General features: G+C 72.1%; 13 protein-coding genes and 1 pseudogene. 10 read left to right on the top strand and 4 right to left on the bottom strand.

Translation table 11 applies throughout. The annotated features are described in order from the left end of the window. The first annotated feature begins 43 nt into the window (after nt 1–43). Nucleotides 44–1,156 (top strand): NAD(P)H-dependent flavin oxidoreductase, encoded by a 1,113-nt coding sequence (locus tag ACZ4Z2_RS27335; RefSeq protein WP_468079465.1) that lies wholly within the window; start codon nt 44–46, stop codon nt 1,154–1,156. Continuing rightward, nucleotides 1,153–2,733, top strand: a complete 1,581-nt coding sequence (locus ACZ4Z2_RS27330; protein WP_468079463.1) for an acyl-CoA synthetase — start codon at nt 1,153–1,155, stop codon at nt 2,731–2,733. Before ACZ4Z2_RS27335 ends, ACZ4Z2_RS27330 begins: the two co-directional genes overlap by 4 nt. A gap of 3 nt (nt 2,734–2,736) precedes the next feature. Here ACZ4Z2_RS27330 and ACZ4Z2_RS27325 read toward each other — a convergent pair whose 3' ends face one another. Next, entirely contained in the window at nt 2,737–3,555 is an 819-nt protein-coding gene (locus tag ACZ4Z2_RS27325; protein WP_468079461.1) for an SAM-dependent methyltransferase, read from the bottom strand. Nucleotides 3,556–3,637: 82 nt separating this feature from the next. Beyond that, the gene (locus ACZ4Z2_RS27320; RefSeq protein WP_468079460.1) at nt 3,638–6,052 is read right to left on the bottom strand and encodes a penicillin acylase family protein; all 2,415 of its coding nucleotides are present in this window, start codon (nt 6,050–6,052) and stop codon (nt 3,638–3,640) included. Between the two features lie 229 nt (nt 6,053–6,281). Between ACZ4Z2_RS27320 and ACZ4Z2_RS27315 the strand changes: the two genes are divergently transcribed. The 3 genes and pseudogenes from ACZ4Z2_RS27315 (at nt 6,282) to ACZ4Z2_RS27305 (ending at nt 9,053) form a co-directional block, all read left to right on the top strand. After that, on the top strand, nt 6,282–7,781 hold the full coding sequence (locus ACZ4Z2_RS27315; RefSeq protein ID WP_468079459.1) for an acyl-CoA synthetase: 1,500 nt from the start codon (nt 6,282–6,284) through the stop codon (nt 7,779–7,781). 72 nt (nt 7,782–7,853) lie between these two features. After that, nucleotides 7,854–8,687 (top strand): annotated as a pseudogene (locus tag ACZ4Z2_RS27310) (alpha/beta fold hydrolase); the annotation flags it as partial. Nucleotides 8,688–8,696: 9 nt separating this feature from the next. Continuing rightward, the gene (locus tag ACZ4Z2_RS27305; RefSeq protein ID WP_468079556.1) at nt 8,697–9,053 is read left to right on the top strand and encodes a DUF6193 family natural product biosynthesis protein; all 357 of its coding nucleotides are present in this window, start codon (nt 8,697–8,699) and stop codon (nt 9,051–9,053) included. A 34-nt stretch (nt 9,054–9,087) separates the two neighbouring features. Here ACZ4Z2_RS27305 and ACZ4Z2_RS27300 read toward each other — a convergent pair whose 3' ends face one another. Further along, on the bottom strand, nt 9,088–10,707 hold the full coding sequence (locus ACZ4Z2_RS27300; protein WP_468079457.1) for an acyl-CoA synthetase: 1,620 nt from the start codon (nt 10,705–10,707) through the stop codon (nt 9,088–9,090). 212 nt (nt 10,708–10,919) lie between these two features. Between ACZ4Z2_RS27300 and ACZ4Z2_RS27295 the strand changes: the two genes are divergently transcribed. The 5 genes from ACZ4Z2_RS27295 to ACZ4Z2_RS27275 all read left to right on the top strand — a co-directional run bounded on the left by ACZ4Z2_RS27295 (nt 10,920) and on the right by ACZ4Z2_RS27275 (nt 15,366). Beyond that, nucleotides 10,920–11,720: a crotonase/enoyl-CoA hydratase family protein gene (locus ACZ4Z2_RS27295; protein ID WP_468079456.1), complete on the top strand. Its 801-nt coding sequence runs from the start codon at nt 10,920–10,922 to the stop codon at nt 11,718–11,720. A gap of 164 nt (nt 11,721–11,884) precedes the next feature. Beyond that, nucleotides 11,885–12,826, top strand: coding sequence for a Zn-ribbon domain-containing OB-fold protein (locus ACZ4Z2_RS27290; protein WP_468079455.1), 942 nt, complete (start codon nt 11,885–11,887; stop codon nt 12,824–12,826). After that, nucleotides 12,823–13,872 carry a thiolase domain-containing protein gene (locus ACZ4Z2_RS27285; RefSeq protein WP_468079453.1) on the top strand — a complete coding sequence of 350 codons (1,050 nt, stop codon included), beginning with the start codon at nt 12,823–12,825 and terminating at the stop codon, nt 13,870–13,872. The genes ACZ4Z2_RS27290 and ACZ4Z2_RS27285 overlap by 4 nt, the downstream gene beginning before the upstream one ends. Further along, the gene (locus ACZ4Z2_RS27280; protein ID WP_468079451.1) at nt 13,869–15,035 is read left to right on the top strand and encodes a thiolase domain-containing protein; all 1,167 of its coding nucleotides are present in this window, start codon (nt 13,869–13,871) and stop codon (nt 15,033–15,035) included. The genes ACZ4Z2_RS27285 and ACZ4Z2_RS27280 overlap by 4 nt, the downstream gene beginning before the upstream one ends. 82 nt (nt 15,036–15,117) lie before the next feature. Beyond that, the gene (locus ACZ4Z2_RS27275; RefSeq protein ID WP_055711401.1) at nt 15,118–15,366 is read left to right on the top strand and encodes a DUF397 domain-containing protein; all 249 of its coding nucleotides are present in this window, start codon (nt 15,118–15,120) and stop codon (nt 15,364–15,366) included. 20 nt (nt 15,367–15,386) lie between these two features. Here the strand turns inward: ACZ4Z2_RS27275 and ACZ4Z2_RS27270 are convergent, their stop codons facing one another. Further along, the gene (locus tag ACZ4Z2_RS27270; protein ID WP_468079450.1) at nt 15,387–16,385 is read right to left on the bottom strand and encodes a glycosyltransferase family 2 protein; all 999 of its coding nucleotides are present in this window, start codon (nt 16,383–16,385) and stop codon (nt 15,387–15,389) included. Nucleotides 16,386–16,472 lie beyond the last annotated feature (87 nt).

The following is a 16,472-nucleotide window of genomic DNA, read 5'->3' as shown; positions in this document are numbered from 1 at the left end:
AAACCCCTTCCCTCGTCCGGAGGACTGCGGCATCCTGCGCACCATGCAGACGGAGCTGAGCCAACAACTCGGAGTCGAGCACGCCGTCTTCGGCTTCACGCCGTTCCCCGCGGTCGCCGCCGCCATCAGCAGGGCCGGCGGCTTCGGTGTGCTCGGCGCGGTCCGCTACACGGCCCCCGACGACCTGAAGCGGGACCTCGACTGGATCGAGGCCCACGTCGACGGCAAGCCGTACGGGCTGGACGTCGTCATGCCGGCCAAGAAGGTGGACGGCGTCACCGAGGCGGACGTCGAGGCGATGATCCCGGACGGGCACCGCCAGTTCGTCAAGGACACCCTCGCCAAGTACGGCGTACCGGAACTCGCCGAGGGCGAGGCGTCCGGCTGGCGCATCACCGGCTGGATGGAACAGGTCGCCCGCACCCAGTTGGACGTCGCCTTCGACTACCCGATCCGACTGCTCGCCAACGCCCTCGGCTCCCCGCCCGCCGACGTCATCGACCGCGCGCACGAGCAGGACGTGCTGGTCGCCGCGCTCGCCGGCAGTGCCCGCCACGCCCGCAAGCACGCCGACGCCGGGATCGACATCGTCGTGGCCCAGGGCTACGAGGCCGGCGGACACACCGGCGAGATCGCCTCCATGGTGCTCACCCCCGAAGTCGTGGACGCCGTCGCCCCGTTGCCCGTGCTCGCGGCCGGCGGCATCGGCAGCGGGCAGCAGATCGCCGCCGCGTTCGCGCTCGGCGCGCAGGGCGTGTGGCTGGGCTCGCTGTGGCTCACCACCACCGAGGCCGAACTGCCCTCGCCGCGACTGATCGAGAAACTCCTCGCCGCCGGCTCCGGTGACACCGTCCGCTCCCGCGCCCTCACGGGCAAACCCGCACGCCAGCTCCGTACCGAATGGACCGACGCCTGGGACGACCCGCGGGGTCCCGGCGCCCTCCCCATGCCCCTGCAAGGACTGCTCGTCGCCGACGCGGTCTCCCGCATCCAGAAGTACGAGGTGGAGCCGCTGCTCGGCACCCCGGTCGGCCAGATCGTCGGCCGGATGACCAGCGAGCGCAGTGTCCAGGCCGTCTTCGACGACCTCACCCGAGGGTTCGAGAAGGCCGTGGACCGCGTCAACCGGATCGCCGGAAGGAGCGCGGAACAGTGAGCCGAGCCCCCCAGGGGCAAGCCGCCGCCGGGCAGGCCCCGCAAGGTTTCTGGGCCCAGGCGACCGCCGACCCCGACCGCCCCGTGCTCGTCGCCCCCGACGGCGAGGAGTGGACCGCCGGACGCCTGCACGGCGCCGCCAACCGGCTGGTCCACGGCCTGCGCGCGGCCGGCCTCGAACGCGGCGACGCCTTCGCCGTCGTCCTGCCCAACGGCGTCGAGTTCCTCACCGCCTACCTCGCCGCCAGCCAGGCAGGCTTCTACCTCGTCCCCGTCAACCACCATCTCGTGGGCCCCGAGATCGCCTGGATCGTGTCCGACTCGGGCGCCAAGGTGCTCATCGCCCACGAACGGTTCGCCGGGGCCGCGCGCCACGCCGCCGACGAGGCCGGCCTCCCCGGCAGCCACCGGTACGCGGTCGGCGAGGTCGACGGATTCCGCCCGTACCCCGAACTCCTCGACGGGCAACCGGAGTCACCGCCCGAGGACCGCACCCTCGGCTGGGTGATGAACTACACCTCGGGCACCACGGGCCGCCCCCGCGGCATCCGCCGCCCGCTGCCCGGCAAGCTCCCCGAGGAGTCGTACCTCGGCGGTTTCCTCGGCATCTTCGGCATCAGGCCGTTCGACGGCAACGTCCACCTGGTGTGCTCGCCGCTCTACCACACGGCCGTCCTGCAGTTCGCGGGCGCGTCCCTGCACATCGGGCACCGGCTGGTGGTCATGGACAAGTGGACGCCCGAGGGCATGCTCCGCGCCATCGACACCCACCGCTGCACCCACACCCACATGGTCCCCACCCAGTTCCACCGCCTCCTCGCGCTCCCCGAGGAGGTGCGCGCCCGCTACGACGTGTCGTCCATGCGGCACGCCATCCACGGCGCCGCCCCCTGCCCCGACCATGTGAAGCGGGCCATGATCGAGTGGTGGGGGCACAGTGTCGAGGAGTACTACGCGGCCAGTGAGGGCGGGGGAGCCTTCGCCACCGCCGAGGACTGGCTGAAGAAGCCCGGCACGGTCGGCAAGGCGTGGCCCATCAGCGAACTCGCGATCTTCGACGACGACGGCAACCGCCTGCCGCCCGGTGAGCTCGGCACCGTCTACATGAAGATGAGCACCGGCGGTTTCTCGTACCACAAGGACGAGGGCAAGACGCGCAAGAACCGCATCGGCGACTTCTTCACCGTCGGCGACCTCGGCCTCCTCGACGAGGACGGCTATCTCTTCCTCCGCGACCGCAAGATCGACCTCATCATCTCCGGCGGCGTCAACATCTACCCCGCCGAGATCGAGTCCGCTCTCCTCACCCACCCGGCCGTCGCCGACGCCGCCGCCTTCGGCATCCCGCACGACGACTGGGGCGAGGAGGTGAAGGCTGTCGTCGAACCGGCCCCCGGCTTCACCCCGGGACCCGCGCTCGCCGAGGAGATCCTCGCCCACTGCGCCCGCGAACTCGCCGGGTACAAGCGGCCGAGGACCGTCGACTTCACCGACGCGATGCCCCGCGACCCCAACGGCAAGCTCTACAAGCGGAGGCTGCGCGAACCGTACTGGGAGGGACGGCAGCGGCCCGTGTGAGCGTCACGGCTTGCGGGCCACCCCGCCGAGCGCGATCACCTCACCGGACCCGCGACGGCTCTCCGCCGGATCGGGGCGCCAGTCGTTCAGCGGGACCACTCCCGGCTCCAGCAGCTCCAACCCGTCGAAGAACCCGGCGAGTTCCTCCGGGCCGCGCAGGAAGTACGGGACCGCCCCGCTCTCGTTGTACTGCCGGGTGGCCTCGGCGTTGGCCTTGTGCGTGTCGACGCTGTCGTTGAAGGCGAACCAACTGCCGGAGGGAAGGGCGTCGAGCAGGGTGCCGATGATGGCGCGGGCCCGGTCGTAGTCCGCGATGTGGCCGGAGACCTGCATCATCGTCAGCGCGACCGGCCGGGTCAGGTCGAGCGTGCGCGCCGCCTCGCGCAGCACGGCCGCGGGGTCGTGCAGATCGGCGTCCACATAGTCGGTCGCGCCCTCGGGCGTGCTGGTGAGCAGGGCCCGGGCGTGGGTCAGGACCAGCGGGTCGTTGTCCACGTAGACGATCCGTGCCTCGGGCGCCACCCGCTGGGCGATCTGGTGGGTGTTGTCCGCCGTCGGCAGACCCGTGCCGATATCGAGGAACTGGCGTATCCCCGCCTCACCGGCGAGGAAGCGCACCGCCCGGCCGAGGAAGGCGCGGGAGTCACGGGCGAGGTCCGTGATGCCGGGGAACACCGCGCGGAACGCGTCGCCCGCCTCGTGGTCGACGGGGTAGTTGTCCTTGCCGCCGAGCCAGTAGTTCCAGATCCGGGCCGAGTGCGGCACCGTCGTGTCGATCTTGGCGAGAGCGTCGGTCTCCGGGCGTAACGAGTCCTGCGCCACCGGATCGCCTCCTACGGGGAAAGTGTTATATGCCAAAGGCATGGTGCCGTCCCGCACGGGGACGGCACCACACCTCCCCGGATCATTGGCTCACGCGCACCACCCTGAGCCTCGGGGACGACCGGATGTCCTTCTCGCAGAACCGGGACGTCACCCACTTCTCGGCCGAGAACAGCTGCGTCTGGTCGAGGTGGTGGGGCGAGTTCGGGTTCGAGGACTGCGAGTACGTCAGCAGGGTCCGGGCCACCGGGCAGCGGCTGCCGTCCCAGCCGACCGCCTGGATGTGGCTGGAACCCGACGACACCTCCGCGTAGCCGCCGGCGGCGGCGTCCCACGGCGCCTCGATCTTGTTCCAGACGCCCAGCGACTCCGTGCCGCCGTGCACCGGGATACGCCGGTCCCCACGGACGACGAACTGGTGGTCACCGAGCCTCGCGTCCAGCGCGATGCCCGCCGCCCGTAGCTCCGCCACCGTGTCCGCGAGCGCCGTGGCGAACCCGGGCACGGTCGTGTCCAGCGTGTTCGGCGTGTTCACCGGATCGGCCGCCGAGAACGGCACCTTCCACAGCCGCGCGTTCGGCACGGCACGGGTCAGCTTGCGCCAGAACCGGTCGTAGAGCAGCGCGCCCCTGCTGGAGGTGTTCACGGTCCGGTCCCACGCCGCGAGCACACGGCACGCCTCGGACACGTCGACGGCCGCGCCGTCACTGCCCGTCGCCGAGCCGCCCGGCAGCGCGGCACACGCCCGCGCCGCGTCGTCGGCGGCCAGATCGGCCGCGGGCACCCGGTTCGCGAACTGCTGCTTCTGCAGGTCCCGTACGGTCAGCCCGCCCCTGTCGGCCATCGCCGCGACGTCCTCGACCGCCCCGCGCGTGCGCATCGACCGCTGGGTGCCGAGGTTGCCGAAGACCCGCTCGTAGCCGGTGAGCGGCCGGTCCGCGTTGGCCAGCCAGGCGCTGTCGTTGGAGTTCTCCGCGTACGGGGCGTCCTTCAGCGTCGGCATCTTCGCCGGCCCGAAGACCCCGGGCTGGAGCGCGTCGGGATCGCTGCCGGGCGCGCACTCCCCACGCGCGCCGTCGAGGACGGCGACACCCGCCGCCGGGTACGTGGCCCGCCCCAGCGGCGTGGAGCAGCGTGCCGCCAGCTCGTCGGTGATCCGGGGCAGCACCTGCGACTGGGTGAACAGGGTGTGCCCGGCGGAGTCGGCGGCCACGGTGTTCACCCACGGCAACCCCTGGTGACGGCCGAGGGCCTTCAGGACGTCGGCCGTTCCGCGTGCCTTGGCGAAGCCGAGGGAGGTGTCGGCGAACCGCAGGTTCGTCGTGTTCGGGTCGGCGAGCGCGTACGCCGTGCCGGCCGTCCACGGCAGCGAGAGGTCACCGCCCAGTGAGGTGACGACGGGCCCGTACCGCGTCCACCACTGGGTGCGGGTGACCGGCGGGCCGCCTTCCACGGGGACGGTGACGGTCCGCTTCGACATCCGCTCCGCCTTGCCGTCGACCAGGTACACGGTCGGGTCGGCCGGATCCAGGGTCAGCTGGTGCAGGTTCATCGGGACGCCGGTGGCGACCGTGTGGCTCCACGCCACCTTCGCGTTGAACCCGATCTGGGTGATCGGCGAGCCGAGCAGCGAACCGCCGGAGACGTTCAGCTCGCCGGGGATCGTCTGCTGCGCCTGCCAGAAGCGGCGGCCCCCGGCCCACGGGTAGTGCGGGTTGCCCAGCAGCAGACCGCGCCCGTTCGCCGTGGTGTCGCCGCGGAACGCGACCGCGTTGGAGCCCATGTCGGCGTCGCCGGTGGAGAACAGCTCGCTCGCGGCCCGCGCGGCGGCCTTCGCGTCCGGCGCCGCGGCCTTCGGCGCCGCCCCGGGGGCGGGCGGCTGGGCGGTGGCGACGGCGTCCACGAACCGCCCCTCCCCGCCGAGGACGGCCAGGGCGTACGCGCGGGAGAACACGTCGAGCGTGCTCACCGGCCGCACCCAGGCGGCGCCCCGGCACGCGGGATCGGTGATCCGGTTCTTCCTCAGCCAGGCGTTGTACCCCGCCGCCCAGCCCCGCATGAGCTCCTTCACCTCACGGCTCGGGCCGAGCGGAGCCGGGCGCTCCATGAGCCGCTTCACGGTGCCGGTGTCACGGACGCCACGGAAGTACAGATCGCTCGTGAGGTTCTTGGTCGCGGAGGAGAGCGAGAAGTCGGGCGCGGTGTCCGGCCCGAAGAAACGCGACCGCTCGCCGCGCACGGTCACGAACCCGTCGGCGAGCACACACACCTGGTCGGCGGCCTGCGCCCAACCGGTGCCGAAGCCGAGGTCCGCGTAGTCGCGGGCGACGATGTGCGGAATGCCGTACTCGGTGTAGCGGATCACGGCGGACAGTCCGCCGTGGGAGGGATGTTGACCGCCGCGGTCGCCGTCGGCGGCGGTGGCCGAGGGTAAGGCGGCCGAGGCGGTGAGCAGGGCGACGGCCGAGACGACGAGCTGTCTCAGACGGGTGCGCATGGGGGCCTCCCGACGTCATGGGGGAAGAAACGGTTGAGCCTGACAGTGCGTTCGTACGTAGTCCAGGTGTGCGTTGATCTTCACCCTGGTTGACTCGTGCACCAGGGATCGGAGTTGAGCCGTTTCACGCCATGCGGACTGGATTCCGGCCGTGTGCGCGGCACGCTTGACCCCGCTCGCGCGGCGGAACGAGGATCACGCCGGGAACCGGTGGACGAAGGGGCGGATCATGACGGCTGGACGCAATGTGACGGTCGACGGGGTGCTGCGGCGCAGCGCCCGGCGGACCCCGGCACGCGTCGCGATCCGTTACGGCGACCGCTCCTGGACGTACGCCGAACTGGACGACGCCGTCTCCCGCGCCGCCCGCGCCCTGCGCGACTCCGGACTGGGGCCGGGCGACCGGGTCGCCGCCTACGGCCACAACTCGGACGCCTATCTGATCGCGTTCCTGGCCGCCGCCCGCGCCGGCCTCGTCCACGTCCCGGTCAACCAGCACCTCACCGGCGATGACCTGGCGTACCTCCTCGACCAGTCCGGCAGCACCCTCGTCCTCACCGACCCCGGCCTCGCCGGGAACCTCCCGGAGGGGACGCGCGCCCTTGCGCTGCGCGACGCGGACGACTCGCTCCTCGCCCGGCTCGCCGCCGCCGAGCCGTACGACGGCGAGGAGCCGAAGGCCGAGGACCTGGTCCAGCTGCTCTACACGTCCGGCACCACGGCCTTGCCCAAGGGCGCGATGATGACGCACCGCGCCCTGGTCCACGAGTACCTGAGCGCCATCACCGCCCTCGACCTGTCCGCCGGTGACCGGCCGGTGCACTCCCTGCCGCTGTACCACTCGGCGCAGATGCACGTCTTCCTGGTGCCGTACCTCGCCGTCGGCGCCACCAACACCATCCTCGACGCGCCCGACGGCGACCGGATCCTCGACCTCGTCGAGTCGGGCGACGCCGACAGCCTCTTCGCCCCGCCCACCGTGTGGATCGCGCTGTCGAACCGCCCCGACTTCGACACCCGCGACCTCAGCGGCCTGCGCAAGGCGTACTACGGGGCGTCGATCATGCCGGTGCCCGTCCTGGAACGCCTCAAGGAGCGCCTGCCGAAGCTCGCCTTCCACAACTGCTTCGGCCAGAGCGAGATCGGCCCCCTCGCCATGGTCCTCGGCCCCTACGAGCACAAGGGCCGCATGGACTCCTGCGGGCGCCCCGTGATGTTCGTCGAGGCCAAGGTCGTCGACGACCAGGGCGCGGACGTGCCCGACGGCACGCCGGGGGAGATCGTCTACCGGTCCCCGCAGCTGTGCGAGGGCTACTGGGACAAGCCCGAGGAGACCGCCGACGCGTTCCGCGACGGCTGGTTCCACTCCGGCGACCTCGCGGTCCGGGACGCCGACGGGTTCTTCACCATCGTCGACCGGGTCAAGGACGTCATCAACTCCGGGGGCGTGCTCATCGCCTCCCGCCAGGTCGAGGACGCCCTCTACACCCATGACCGGGTCGCCGAGGTCGCCGTCGTCGGACTGCCCGACGACCACTGGATCGAGGCCGTCACCGCGGTCGTCGTCCCCCGCGGCGAGGTCACGGAGGCCGAACTCGTCGCCCACGCGCGGGAGAAGCTCCCGCACTTCAAGGCGCCGAAGAAGGTGCTCTTCGTGGACGAGCTGCCGCGCAACGCCAGCGGCAAGATCCTCAAGCGGGAACTCCGGGACCGGTACACGCAACCCTGAGTGCTCCTCCAGCGGCTCCCCCTCCCCGAACTCCGTTGCGCCGCACGTCTCCCGGCCAGCAAGATCGGCCCCATGCCACGCCTCACCGCACCCGACGGAACCGAACTCGCCTACCACGTGCGCGGCGAGGGCGATCCGCTGATCGTCCTGCCCGGCGGCCCGATGCGCGCCTCCGCCTACCTCGGCGAGCTGGGCGGACTCGCCGCCCACCGCCGCCTGATCCTGCTGGACCTGCGCGGCACGGGCGACTCGGCGGTCCCGGCCGACCCGGCGACGTACCGGTGCGACCGGCAGGTCGACGACGTGGAGGCGCTGCGCGCGCACCTGGGCCTGGAGAGCGTGGACGTCCTCGCCCACTCGGCCGGCGGCAACCTCGCCACGCTGTACGCGGCCCGCCACCCGCACCGGGTCTCCCGGCTGGTCCTGATCACCGCCACCCCCTGGGCGCTGGGCCTGCCGGTGACCGTCGAGGACCGGCTCGCGGCGGCCCGTCTCCGCGAGGACGAGCCCTGGTTCGCCGAGGCGTACCCGCACTTCGAGGCCGCCTGGACCGGCCGCGGCCCCTTCGACGACGAGATGATGCCCTTCTTCTACGGCCGCTGGGACACCGCGGCCCGGGCCCACATGGCCGCCGAGGTGGCCCAGACCAACGACGACGCCGCCGAGGTCTACGGCTCCGTCGGCGCGTACGACCCCGAGGCCACCCGGGCCGCCCTCACGGAACTGACCGCTCCTGTCCTCCACCTGGGCGGCGCGCTCGACACCGGTCCGACCCCGGAGCTCGTCCAGCGGGCGGCCGGCCTCTTCCCCGAGGGGGAGTACTCGATCCAGCCGGGCGCCGGGCACTTCCCCTGGCTCGACGACCCGGAGTGGTTCGTCCGCCGTGTCACGACCTTCCTCGCCGGTGACGAAACGGTGGTGGAGCGGACCTGGCGCATGCTGCGGGAGGGGCACCCCGAGGCACGCCGGGGCTGTCCCGAGATGATCGAGGCGGCTTTCGCCGAGCCGAGGCTGCGCCAGTTGTTCCCGTACCCCGGACACGGCGCCCTGTCCTTCCACCGCAACACCGACTCACCCCTGAGCGGCGGCCTGCCCTTCATCGTCGGCGGTCTGACGACCTACTCGGTGTACGCCGCCGGGTATGCCGGACTGCTGGGTGAGACGGCCACCGTGGAGGAGGCCGCCGCCCTCGTCGTCGCCCATCTGCCGGACGACTGCGGCCCCGCCGTCGAAGGGCCGTGGCCGGAGGCGGTCGAGAGCCCCTCGGAGTAGCCGGGGCGACCCCGCCCCGCGGGGCCCGAGGCGCTCACCCGTCCGCCGACGCCGCCACCGACCGGGCCCACCGGTAGTCCGCCTTGCCGCTGGGGGAGCGCTGGATGGTGTCGGTGAGGACGAGCCGGCGCGGGATCTTGTACCCGGCGAGTCGGGTACGGCAGTGGGTCTGGATGTCCTCCAGGGTCGGACGGGCCGCGCCCTCGCGGAGCTGGACCACGGCCGCCACATGGTTGCCCCAGCGGGCGTCCGGCACCCCGGCGACCAGCGCGTCGTACACGTCGGGATGGGCCTTGAGCGCCTGCTCGACCTCCTCCGGGTACACCTTCTCACCGCCGGTGTTGATGCACTGCGACCCCCGGCCGAGCACCGTGACGACGCCCTCCTCGTCGACGGTCGCCATGTCGCCGAGGAGCACCCAGCGCTCGCCGTCCTTCTCGAAGAAGGTCTCGGCGGTCTTCTGCGGGTCGTTGTAGTAGCCGAGGGGGACGTGACCGCGCTGCGCGACCCGTCCGGGCACACCGACCGGGACGGGCTCGTGCGTGGCGGGGTCCACGACCCGGGTGCGGGCGTGGACGCGGATCCGGAAGCCGTCGCCGGCGCCCGAGTCGTCGGTCGCCGTGCCGTTGAAGCCGGACTCCGACGAGCCGAAGTTGTTGAGCAGCATCGCGTTCGGCACCAGGGCCCGGAACTGCCGCCGCACGGTGTCCGACATGATGGCGCCGGACGACGACACACTGAACAGCGACGAGCAGTCCGTGCCCTTCATCGGTCCGTTCAGCGCGTCGATGAGTGGACGCAGCATCGCGTCGCCCACGAGCGACACACTGGTGACCTTCTCCCGCTCGATCGTCCGCAGGACCTCCTCCGGCACGAACTTGCGGTGGATGACGACCCGTTGGCCGAAGTTGAACCCGATGAACGCGGTGAGCGTCGACGTGCCGTGCATCAGCGGGGCGGTGGGGAAGAAGGTGATCCCGTCACCGCCGGCCGCGACCCGCTCGGCCAGCTCCTCCGGTGCCTTCACCGGCTCCCCGGTCGGCGCTCCGCCGCCCAACCCGGAGAAGAACAGGTTCTCCTGACGCCACATCACCCCCTTCGGCATGCCCGTCGTGCCGCCGGTGTAGATGATGAACAGATCGTCGCCCGAGCGGGCCGGGAAACCCCGCCCGGGGGACCCGGCGGCCTCGGCCCCGGCGAAGTCCGTCACGGACAGGTCGGGCGCGTCCGGCGCGGGGTGCCCCACCCGCACCAGATGCCGCAGCTTCTCCGTCCGCGGCACGGCCTTCGCCACGCGCCCCGTGAACTCGGCGTCGAACACCAGGCCCGTCAGATCAGCGTCCCGGTAGAGGTAGACCAACTCCTCCTCCACGTACCGGTAGTTGACGTTGACCGGTACGAGCCGGGCCTTGAGGCAGCCCAGCGCGGTCTGGAGGTACTCCACGCCGTTGTACAGATGCAGGCCCACGTGCTCGCCGGGCCGCAGCCCGCTGTCCAGCAGATGGTGGCCGATCCGGTTCGCCGCCGCGTCCAGCTCCGCGTAGGTGAGCCGCCGGTCCGCGCCCGTACCGGGGATGTCGAGATACGCGAGCGCCGCCCGGTCCGGGACGACGTCGACGACCGACTCGAACAGGTCGGCAAGGTTGTACTCCACCGTGCTCCTCCTGACCCCGGGCGCGCCTGGCGGGTGGCTGCCATCCGTCGGTTGCCGGTCATCAGAGCAAAGGGGGCCGTGACTGTGAAGGGCTCGCACAGAAGAAATCTGACTGACTGTCAGAAAACTCTTGTCCTGGCTCCGCGCCTCCTGCAACCTGTTCTCGTTCCGCAGACGGAACCTGTTCTCGCCCTGCCCCACGGGAGGAAGCGATGGGTGGCACGGAACACCTCACGGTGCGGCGCGAAGGCGCCACACTGGTGCTCATGCTCAACCGGCCCGAGGCAAAGAACGCGCTCTCGCTGCCGATGCTCGTCGGTCTGTACGACGGCTGGGTGGCCGCCGACGAGGACGACGAGGTTCGCTCGATCGTCCTGACCGGCTCCGGCGGCTCCTTCTGCGCCGGGATGGACCTCAAGGCGCTCGCGGGCAAGGGCATGGAGGGCGAGCGGTACCGGCACCGCCTCAAGGCCGACCCCGACCTCCACTGGAAGGCGATGCTCCGCCACCACCGGCCCCGCAAACCCGTGATCGCCGCCGTCGAGGGCCCCTGCGTGGCGGGCGGCACCGAGATCCTCCAGGGCACGGACATCCGTGTCGCGGGGGAGTCGGCCACCTTCGGCCTCTTCGAGGTGAGGCGCGGCCTCTTCCCGATCGGCGGCTCCACGGTCCGCCTCCAGCGGCAGATCCCCCGCACCCACGCGCTGGAGATGCTGCTCACCGGCCGCCCCTACACCGCCCACGAGGCCGCCGGCATCGGGCTCATCGGGCATGTCGTGCCGGACGGCGACGCCCTCGCGAAGGCCCTGGAGATCGCCGAGCGGATCAACGCCTGCGGCCCGCTCGCCGTGGAGGCCGTCAAGGCGTCCGTGTACGAGACGGCCGAGATGAGCGAGACGGACGGGCTGGCCGCCGAGCTGAAACGGGGCTGGCCGGTCTTCGACACGGACGACGCGAAGGAAGGGGCGCGCGCCTTCGCCGAGAAACGGCCGCCCGTCTACCGGCGGGCGTGAGCGCTCCGCCAGGGGGCGGCTCCCGGCCGCGGACGCCCCCGGCCGTTCGGCGCCCCACGGTGGAGCCGCGTGGAGTGCCCGCCCGCACCCCGCGTGGCGCCGCCTGGAGGCTCACCCCCGCGCCCCGGACGCGTCGCCCCCTCTCCGAAGGAGCAACCCCGCCGATGTCCGCAGTCCTCAAGGCACCCCTGACCGTCGAGTTTCCCTTCACCCGGTCCCTCGGGCCCGTGCAGAGCGCCTTCCTCACCGGACTGCGCGAACGCGTGATCCTCGGGGTGCGCACCGGCGACGGACGGACCCTCGTCCCACCCGTCGAGTACGACCCGGTCACCGCCGAGGAGGTCCGCGACCTCGTCGAGGTCGCCCCCACCGGCACCGTCACCACCTGGGCCTGGAACCACGCCCCCCGCCGCGGGCAGCCCCTGGCCACCCCCTTCGCCTGGGTCCTCGTACGGCTCGACGGCGCCGACACCGCCCTCCTGCACGCCCTCGACGCCCCCGGCCCCGACACCGTGCGCACCGGGATGCGCGTCCGGGTCCGGTGGGCCGGGGAACGCTCCGGCGCCATCACCGACATCGCGTGCTTCGAGCCGTACGACGGCGAGCCGGCCGAACCCGTCGGCCACAGCGGCGAGTTCGCCGACGCGGTGACCGGCATCGTCGCCCCCGCCCGCCTCGACTACACCTACTCACCCGGCCGCGCCACCACCGGCTACATCAACGCCCTTGCCGGACGCCGCACCGTCGGCGAACGCTGCCCGTCCTGCCGGAAGGTGTACGTGCCGCCCAGAGGCGCCTGCCCCACCTGCGGCGTCGCCACGGCCGAACAGGTCGAGGTCGGCCCGGGCGGCACGGTCACCACGTTCTGCATCGTCAACATCAAGGCGAAGAACCTCGACATCGAAGTCCCCTACGTCTACGCCCACATCGCCCTCGACGGCGCCGACCTCGCCCTGCACGGCCGGATCGCCGGCATCCCCTACGACCAGGTGCGGATGGGGCTGCGCGTCGAACCCGTGTGGACGCAGGGCGCCCGCTATCCCGACCACTACCGGCCCACCGGCGAGCCGGACGCCGAGTACGACACGTACAAGGAGCTGCTGTGAACCGGGACATCGCCGTCGTCGCCTTCGCCCAGACAGACCACCGGCGCACCAGCGACGAGTCCTCCGAGGTGGAGATGCTCATGCCGGTGCTGCACGAGGTCCTGGCGCGGACCGGGCTGAAGACCGCCGACATCGGCTTCACCTGCTCCGGGTCCAGCGACTACCTCGCCGGCCGCGCCTTCTCCTTCACCCTCGCCCTCGACGGCGTCGGCGCCTGGCCCCCGATCTCCGAGTCGCACGTCGAGATGGACGGCGCCTGGGCCCTGTACGAGGCATGGGTGAAACTCCAGACGGGCGACGCCGACACCGCCCTCGTCTACTCCTACGGAAAGTCCTCACCCGGCTCCGTGCGCGACGTCCTGACCCGCCAGCTCGACCCGTACTACCTGGCCCCCCTGTGGCCCGACTCCGTCGCCCTCGCCGCCCTCCAGGCCCAGGCACTCATCGACGCGGGCCGCACCGACGAGCCGGCGCTCGCGGCGGTCGGCGCCCGCAGCCGCGCCGACGCCGAGACCAATCCCCACGCCCAGCTCAGGGGTCCGGTGCCGCAGGGCGAGTACCTCGTACGGCCGCTGCGCACCGGCGACTGCCCGCCCATCGGCGACGGGGCCGCGGCCGTGATCCTCGCGGCGGGGGAGCGGGCCCGGGACCTGTGCGAGCGGCCCGCCTGGATCCGGGGCATCGACCACCGCATCGAGGCCCACGGCATCGGCGTCCGCGACCTCACCGACTCGCCCTCCACCCGCCTCGCCGCCGAACGCGCCGGGGCCTTCGAACGCCCCGTGGACACCGCCGAGCTGCACGCCCCGTTCAGCTCCCAGGAGGTCGTCCTGCGCGAGGCGCTGCGACTCGACGAGACCGTGCGCGTCAACCCGTCGGGCGGCCCCCTCGCCGCGAACCCGGTGATGGCCGCCGGGCTGATCCGCGTCGGGGAGGCCGCCGCCCGCATCCACCGGGGCGAGTCCGACCGCGCCCTCGCCCACGCCACCTCCGGGCCCTGTCTGCAGCAGAACCTGGTCGCCGTCCTCGAAGGGGATCCCCGATGAGCAAGGAGCCCGTGGCCGTCATAGGCGTCGGCCAGACCAAGCACGTCGCGGCCCGGCGGGACGTGTCGATCGCCGGACTCGTCCGCGAGGCCGCCCGACGCGCCCTCGACGACGCCGAGTTGACGTGGGCCGACATCGACGCCGTCGTCATCGGCAAGGCGCCCGACTTCTTCGAGGGCGTCATGATGCCCGAGCTGTACCTCGCCGACGCCCTCGGCGCGGTCGGCAAACCCATGATGCGGGTGCACACGGCGGGCTCCGTCGGCGGATCGACCGCGCTGGTCGCGGCGAGCCTCGTCGCCGCCCGCGTCCACGGCACCGTCCTCACGCTGGCGTTCGAGAAGCAGTCCGAGTCCAACGCCATGTGGGGCCTGTCCCTGCCGATCCCCTTCCAGCAGCCGCTGCTCGCCGGCGCCGGCGGCTTCTTCGCCCCGCACGTCCGCGCGTACATGCGGCGCAGCGGCGCCCCCGACACCGTCGGCTCCCTCGTCGCGTACAAGAACCGCCGCAACGCCCTGAAGAACCCCTACGCGCACCTCCACGAGCACGACATCACCCTGGAGAAGGTCCAGACGTCGCCCATGCTGTGGGACCCGATCCGCTACTCGGAGACCTGCCCGTCCTCCGACGGGGCCTGCGCGATGGTCCTCACCGACCGCGCGGGCGCCGCCCGCGCGCCCCGCCCCGCCGCGTGGATGCACGGCGGGGCGATGCGCAGCGAGCCGACCCTGTTCGCCGGCAAGGACTGCGTGTCGCCGCGCGCGGGCCGCGACTGCGCGGCCGACGTGTACCGGCAGGCGGGCATCGCCGACCCGCGCCGGGAGATCGACGCGGTGGAGATGTACGTGCCGTTCTCCTGGTACGAGCCGATGTGGCTGGAGAACCTCGGCTTCGCCGCCGAGGGGGAGGGCTGGAAGCTCACCGAGTCGGGCGTCACCGAACTGGACGGCGACCTCCCCGTCGACATGTCCGGCGGGGTGCTGTCCACCAACCCCATCGGCGCCTCCGGGATGATCCGCTTCGCCGAGGCCGCGCTCCAGGTGCGGGGCCTCGCCGGGGAACACCAGGTCGACGGGGCCCGCCGGGTCCTGGGCCACGCCTACGGCGGAGGATCGCAGTTCTTCGCCATGTGGCTGGTCGGCGCCGAGCCGCCCACCTCCTGAACCTCCCCCTCACGTGGCCTGTCCGCGGCGGGGACCGATCGCTAGTCTGGCGGGCGGACGACGAACCGGGAGGAGCACGGACGTGGCCGAGAGCACCATGGAGCAGCAGCGATCGCTCGACGGGTGGCACAAGCCGGCGGAGCTGGACCTCAGCAACGCGGACTGGCGGTCCAGCAGCCGAGGGCGGGGAGACGTCCAGATCGCCTTCGTCGAGGGCTTCATCGCCATGCGCAACAGCCGCCGCCCCGAGAGCCCTTCACTGATCTTCACCCCCGCCGAGTGGGGTGCCTTCGTGTCGGGGGCCAGGGAGGGCGAGTTCGACCTGACGTGAGCCGCCTGGTCCGGGCGGGTTCAGGGGCTGCCGGAAACGTCCCGCACACGCACTCGCCCGGTCCCGACGTGGTGCGTGGTGTAGCGCCGTGAGCGGGCCGGCGCCGCGTACGCGAGATGCGCGAGCCGGGACTGCTCCTGACGCATGTGCGTGAGCGATTCCAGGATGTACCCGACGAGCAGGACGAGCGCCGCGATCGTCATCACCGCCGCGGCGAGGATCGCCGTGGGGATGCGCGGGACCGTGCCCGTACGGACGAAGTCGGCGATGACGGGAATGCCGAGGACCACCGACACGAGGGCCAGCAGGCCCGCGACCACGGTGTGCACGAGCGAGGGCCGCTCACGCCGCGCCAGGTCCAGGATGACCCGCAGGATGCGCCAGCCGTCCCGGAAGGTGCGCAGCTTGCTCTCGCTCCCGGCGGGCCTGACGCGGTAGTCCACCTCCAGCTCCGCCGTGGGGAGCCGGAGATGGAGGGCGTGGACGGTCATCTCCGTCTCGGTCTCGAACTGGCGCGCAAGCGCCGGGAAGGACTTCACGAAGCGCCGTGAGAAGACGCGGTAGCCGCTCAGCATGTCCGTCACGTCATTGCCGAACAGGGACCGCACGACGCCCGTGAGCAGGCGGTTGCCGAACGCGTGCCCCGCCCGGTAGGCGGCGCTCACCGTCTCCCGGCGTGCCCCCACCACCTGGTCGTACGGCCCCTCGAAGAGCAGGTCCACCAGATCGCGCGCCCGGGACGCGTCATAGGTGTCGTCACCGTCGATGATGAGCAGGGCGTCGGCGTCGACATCGGCGAAGGCACGCCGGATGACGTTGCCCTTCCCCTTGCGCGGTTCCTCCCTGACGATCGCGCCCGCCTCGCGGGCGACCTCCACCGTACGGTCGGTCGAGGCGTTGTCGTACACATAGATGTCCGCCTCGGGGAGCGCGGCCCTCAGGTCGCGCACCACCTTTCCGACGGCCGCCTCCTCGTTGTGACACGGCACGACACACGCGATCGTCGGTGGCACGGCCACTCCCTGTCCGAATCGGTGACACAGCAGGTAGGAAATAATGCGATATGGGCGCGTCCGGGGAGTGGGGGCGCGCCGTGTCGTTAGGCT

This window comes from Streptomyces sp. NPDC030183 (assembly GCF_055573455.1).
This window is presented reverse-complemented; position numbering and strand designations above follow the sequence as displayed.

Coding starts and splice junctions, on each gene's coding strand:
- ACZ4Z2_RS27335 (WP_468079465.1), top strand. CDS start 44: ATGCAGACGGAGCTGAGCCAACAACTCGGAGTCGAGCACGCCGTCTTC.
- ACZ4Z2_RS27320 (WP_468079460.1), bottom strand. CDS start 6,052: ATGCGCACCCGTCTGAGACAGCTCGTCGTCTCGGCCGTCGCCCTGCTC.
- ACZ4Z2_RS27315 (WP_468079459.1), top strand. CDS start 6,282: ATGACGGCTGGACGCAATGTGACGGTCGACGGGGTGCTGCGGCGCAGC.
- ACZ4Z2_RS27295 (WP_468079456.1), top strand. CDS start 10,920: ATGGGTGGCACGGAACACCTCACGGTGCGGCGCGAAGGCGCCACACTG.
- ACZ4Z2_RS27290 (WP_468079455.1), top strand. CDS start 11,885: ATGTCCGCAGTCCTCAAGGCACCCCTGACCGTCGAGTTTCCCTTCACC.
- ACZ4Z2_RS27280 (WP_468079451.1), top strand. CDS start 13,869: ATGAGCAAGGAGCCCGTGGCCGTCATAGGCGTCGGCCAGACCAAGCAC.